The organism is Streptomyces milbemycinicus (assembly GCF_002154605.1).
GTDB lineage: Bacteria > Actinomycetota > Actinomycetes > Streptomycetales > Streptomycetaceae > Streptomyces > Streptomyces milbemycinicus.
Genome location: NZ_MUNE01000972.1, coordinates 1 through 4,443 on the forward strand (window position 1 = coordinate 1; position 4,443 = coordinate 4,443).

The 4,443-nt window shown below is 68.8% G+C and carries 6 protein-coding genes; 4 read left to right on the top strand and 2 right to left on the bottom strand.

From position 1 onward, the window contains the following. Positions 1 to 123 precede the first annotated feature (123 nt). From CCN51_RS49790 to CCN51_RS49805, 4 genes are read left to right on the top strand one after another with little or no spacing between them, the layout of a single operon-like run. On the top strand, positions 124 to 549 hold the full coding sequence (locus CCN51_RS49790; protein WP_014178078.1) for a roadblock/LC7 domain-containing protein: 426 nt from the start codon (positions 124 to 126) through the stop codon (positions 547 to 549). Continuing rightward, the gene (locus CCN51_RS49795; RefSeq protein WP_014178079.1) at positions 546 to 905 is read left to right on the top strand and encodes a DUF742 domain-containing protein; all 360 of its coding nucleotides are present in this window, start codon (positions 546 to 548) and stop codon (positions 903 to 905) included. The genes CCN51_RS49790 and CCN51_RS49795 overlap by 4 nt, the downstream gene beginning before the upstream one ends. Continuing rightward, entirely contained in the window at positions 886 to 1,530 is a 645-nt protein-coding gene (locus CCN51_RS49800; protein ID WP_014178080.1) for a GTP-binding protein, read from the top strand. Before CCN51_RS49795 ends, CCN51_RS49800 begins: the two co-directional genes overlap by 20 nt. Beyond that, the gene (locus CCN51_RS49805) at positions 1,527 to 2,801 is read left to right on the top strand and encodes a cytochrome P450 family protein (RefSeq protein ID WP_014178081.1); all 1,275 of its coding nucleotides are present in this window, start codon (positions 1,527 to 1,529) and stop codon (positions 2,799 to 2,801) included. Before CCN51_RS49800 ends, CCN51_RS49805 begins: the two co-directional genes overlap by 4 nt. Positions 2,802 to 2,920: 119 nt before the next feature. On the opposite strand, the gene CCN51_RS49810 is transcribed toward CCN51_RS49805, so the two are convergent. Beyond that, positions 2,921 to 3,673, bottom strand: a complete 753-nt coding sequence (locus tag CCN51_RS49810) for a DUF305 domain-containing protein (protein ID WP_014178082.1) — start codon at positions 3,671 to 3,673, stop codon at positions 2,921 to 2,923. Continuing rightward, the gene (locus tag CCN51_RS49815) at positions 3,670 to 4,338 is read right to left on the bottom strand and encodes a thioredoxin-like domain-containing protein (RefSeq protein WP_014178083.1); all 669 of its coding nucleotides are present in this window, start codon (positions 4,336 to 4,338) and stop codon (positions 3,670 to 3,672) included. Before CCN51_RS49815 ends, CCN51_RS49810 begins: the two co-directional genes overlap by 4 nt. Positions 4,339 to 4,443 lie beyond the last annotated feature (105 nt).

Here is a 4,443-nt window from a genome sequence, read left to right on the forward strand (position 1 = left end):
CGGCTCCGGCGCCCCCTGCCCCGGAGCCGAGCCGGTCCCGTGCGCCGACGATCAGGCGGCCGAAGCCCACGCCACCCCCGAGACGTCTCCCGAGAACGACCAGCCGTGACAGAAGGAACCCCGATGAACACCACAGATCGCAGCTTGGACTGGTTGCTGGAGAACCTGCTGAAGAAGACCCCCGGCGCCCGGCACGCGCTGGTGCTCTCCAGAGACGGTCTCAAACTGTGCCTCACCTCCGGTCTGTCCCTCGACCAGGCCGACCAACTGGCGGCCATCGCCTCGGGGATCCAGAGCCTGTCGCACGGCGCGTCCATCGAGTTCGGCGACGGCAGCGGCGGCGTCCGGCAGTCGATGACGGAGTTCCACGGCGGGATCCTGTTCATCGTCGAGGCCGGTGAGGGCGCCCACCTCGCGGTCATCGCGGAGGACGAGGCCGACGTCGGCATCATCGGACACAACATGAACGAGCTGGTCGAGCAGATCGGCGACCATCTGCGCGCCGCGCCCCGCGTGGCCGCGGGTGACGGCGGAGGGGCCACAGCATGATCCGAGGGGCCGTCGACAGCGAGGATCCGGACCGGCTGTACACCGTCACCGGGGGCCGAAGCCGGGTGGACGAGAGCGTGTTCGACATGGTCACGCTCATCGTCAGCGAGAGCGAGCCCAGCCCGGGGATGCAGTCCGAGCACGCCAAGATCCTGCGGATGTGCCACCGTCCGCTGGCGGTCGTGGAGATCTCCTCCTACCTGGGGCTGCCGGTGAGCGTGGTGAAGATCCTGCTCTGCGATCTGCTCGACACCGGAAAGATCACCGCTCGCCACCCCCAGGTGGTCCGCTCCGACAGGCAGCTGCCCGAACCCGAGATGTTGAAGAAGGTGCTCGTTGCACTCCAGAACCTCTGACCGCCCCGAGGGCGCGCAGCTGAGCGAGAGCGCGCGGGACGGCCTCAAGATCGTGATCGTCGGGGGCTTCGGGGTCGGAAAGACCACCATGGTCCGGTCCGTCAGCGAGATCCGCCCGCTGAGCACCGAGGAGACCATGACGCAGGCGGGCGTCGGGATCGACGACGCGTCGCAGGTACAGGACAAGACCACCACGACCGTCGCCTTCGACTTCGGCCGCATCAGCCTGGACGAGCAGATGGTGCTCTATCTGTTCGGCGCCCCCGGCCAGGAGCGGTTCTGGTTCCTGTGGGACCGGCTGTTCATGGGGACCCTGGGCGCGGTCGTCCTGGTGGACACCAACCGGCTCTCCGACTCCTGGTACGCCATCGACCGGCTGGAGCACCACGGCACGCCGTTCATCGTCGCGCGCAACAACTTCGGCGAACCCAAGCACACGCTGGAGGAGGTGCGCGCGGCCCTCGACCTGCCCGCCGACATCCCGATCGTCGACTGCGACGCCCGGGAGCGCGACTCCAGCAAGGCCGTGCTGGTCGCCCTCGCGCGCCACCTCTACTCCCTGTCCACCTCGCCGTCCACCTTCTCTTCCGCACCTTCTTCCGCCGCCCAGGAGAGCACCGCGTGACCACCCCGGACCCCACGCTCCCGCCTGAGGACCCCGACACCTCCGCCGCGCCGCTTCCGGGCTGGCCGGAGCAGCCGGACGCCGTGCTGCTGCACGCCGAGGACTTCAGCCGGAGCCAGGAAGACCTCTACCGCCGGCTCCGCCGCGACCACGGCCCCGTGGTACCCGTCCTGCTCGACGGCCAGATCCCCGTCTGGATGGTGCTCGGCTACCGGGAACTGGTGCGGGTCACCACCGACCCCAACGTCTTCGCCCGCGACTCGCGCCGCTGGCACTCCTGGCACCTGGTCCCGCCGGACTGGGAGCTGATGACCTTCGTCGGCTACCGGCCGACCATGCTGTTCACCGAGGGCGCCGAGCATGAGCGGCGGGCCGAGGCGATCATCGACAGCATGGAGATCGTGGACGCGTTCGAGCTGCGCGCGCTGTGCGAGCGCGTCGCGGACGGTCTGATCGACACCTTCGCCGGCCGCGGCCACGCCGATCTCATCGCCGACTACGCCTGCCAGATCCCGCTGCGCGTGCTCAACCGCATGTACGGCATGAACGAGGCCGAGTCCGCCGAACTCCAGCAGGTCACGGTCGACCTGGTCAGCGGGAAGGGAGGGCCCGAAGCGCACCAGAACATGGTCGACCGGATGGTGGCGCTGATGGAGCACGCCCGGGCCACCCCGGACCGTAAGAACATCTCCACGGTCCTGGTGAACCACCCGGCGGGCCTCACCGACGAGGAGATCATCAACGACCTGCTGGGCAACGTCTACGCGGCCCACCAGCCCACCACCGACCTGATCGGCAACGCGCTGCGGCTCATGCTCACCGACGAGCGGTTCGCGGTCACCATGTCCGGCGGGCGGCGCAGCGTCGGCCAGGCGATCAACGAGGTGCTGTGGGAGGCCACCCCGGTCCCCAACTGGGTCGGCCGCTGGGCCGCCGAGGACACCATGCTCGCCGGGCGTCACATCAGGAAGGGCGACTGCCTGATGCTGGGCCTCGCCGCCGCCAACGCCGACCCCGACGTACGGCCGGACTTCCGCTCCGGCGCGGCGGGCAACCAGGCCCATATGGCCTTCAGCCACGGCACCCACGGCTGCCCCCCGGTCGCCCGCGAGCTCGCCGAGGCCATCGCCATGGCCGCGATCGAGGTCCTGATCGACCGCCTCCCGGACGTGTCGCTGACCGCCGCCCCCGAGGACCTGGAATGGCGCTCCAAGCTGATGATGCGCGGAGTGTCGGCCATACCGGTCCAGTTCACCCCCACGTCCCGCTAGACCGGCCGGGCCCATGCGGCCCGGTCCGGCCTCCGGCCTCCCCTGGGGACCCCCTGGGGACAAGCACAAGGCGCCTCTCCGGGAGGAGAAGCGCCTTGGGGGATTGCCTGCGCGGCGGGTTACTTGACGGGGTCGGCGCCGCGCTTCTTGAGCATGTCGTTCATCAGCTGGATCTCCGACTGCTGGCTGTCGACCATGCCCTGCGCCAGCAGCTTGACCGTCGGGTCCTTGGCCAGCTCGACCGCTCCCTTGGCCATGTCGATCCCGCCCTTGTGGTGGGCGATCATCAGTCGCAGGAACATCACCTCAGCGGCCCGGCCCTTGGCCTTGCGCAACTGGTCCAGCTGGGTGTTGGTGGCCATACCCGGCATGAGGGACCCGTCGTGCGGCTTGTAGGTGCCGTCGTGGCCCATCGAGTCCATGGAGTCCATCGAGCCGTGATCCATGGACTCACCCGACTCGCCGGACTTGTCCGAGGAGAGGTCCTTCATCCATGTCATCGGGGGGTCCTCCGAGGTCGCGGAGAGCCCCCACAGGTCCAGCCAGCCGAGCATCATCCCGCGCTGGTTGGCCTGGGTGTTGATGATGTCGTACGCGAGGCGGCGCACATCCTCGTCGTCGGTGTCGTCGCGCACGATGAACGACATCTCCACCGCCTGCTGGTGGTGGACGGACATGTCCCGGGCGAAACCCGCCTCCGCGGAGGCTTTGGTGGGCTTCGACGGCCCGGTCGTGCCGTCCGAGCGGTCCGCCGTGAGCCACAGGACGCCCACCGCCACCAGCGTCAGCAGCGCGAGCGCGGCGGAGACGCCCGCGATCAGCGGCTGGCGTCCCGCGCGGCCGGTGTCCGCCACCTGGCCGGTGTCCGTCATTCCGCCTTACCTCCGGTGCACGCGGCGCCCTTCTCGGGGGTCTGCTTGCCCTGCACATAGTCCTCGAAGAACTTCGCCACGCGCGGGTCGTCCGCCGAGTCGACCTTCAGCTGGACGCCCCACGCGTTGAGGAGTATCGGGCCGTCCTGGTCCTGGTAGGGGCTCATCAGGGAGTACGGGGTGGCCTTTACGCGCTTCTCGAGCGCGGTTACGTCCTTGGCCGCCGCCTTGTCGGTGTAGGTGACCCATACGGAGCCGTGCTCCAGGGCGTGCACCGCGTTCTCGTTGGCTATCGGCTTGTCGTAGACGTCGCCGTTGCAGTTCTGCCAGACCTGGTTGTGGTTGCCGCCGACCGGCGGGGACATCGCGTAGTCGACCTTGCCGTCGACGTGGGTCCGGCCGAGGTTTTTCCAGGTCTTCATGCCCTTGAAGGTGCCGGTCTTGACCGTCGTCATCGTCACCGCCTTGGCCTTCTCGTCCTTCTCCTTGGTGGCGTCGATGATGAAGTAGCCGCCGACGACCAGCCCGACGACGATCACCGTGCACGAGACGATCGTGATGATGCGGTAGCGGCGGTCGCGCGCCCGCTCGGCGCGGCGCAACTCCTCGATCTTCTCGCGGCGCGCGGCGGCCGCGTTCTTCGTCTTCGATCCCTTGGAAGCCATGGTTTGTCCTTGTCCTTGCACTGGAGGAATGAATGATGTGCGGATCCGGATACCGGCGGCCTAGGTGCGAAGCACTTGGAGCTGGTGGAGGCCGGGGGCGCGGAC

Excerpts from the sequence above, each read along its gene's own strand:
- CCN51_RS49790 (WP_014178078.1), top strand. The coding sequence starts at position 124 with ATGAACACCACAGATCGCAGCTTGGACTGGTTGCTGGAGAACCTGCTG.
- CCN51_RS49795 (WP_014178079.1), top strand. The coding sequence starts at position 546 with ATGATCCGAGGGGCCGTCGACAGCGAGGATCCGGACCGGCTGTACACC.
- CCN51_RS49810 (WP_014178082.1), bottom strand. The coding sequence starts at position 3,673 with ATGACGGACACCGGCCAGGTGGCGGACACCGGCCGCGCGGGACGCCAG.
- CCN51_RS49815 (WP_014178083.1), bottom strand. The coding sequence starts at position 4,338 with ATGGCTTCCAAGGGATCGAAGACGAAGAACGCGGCCGCCGCGCGCCGC.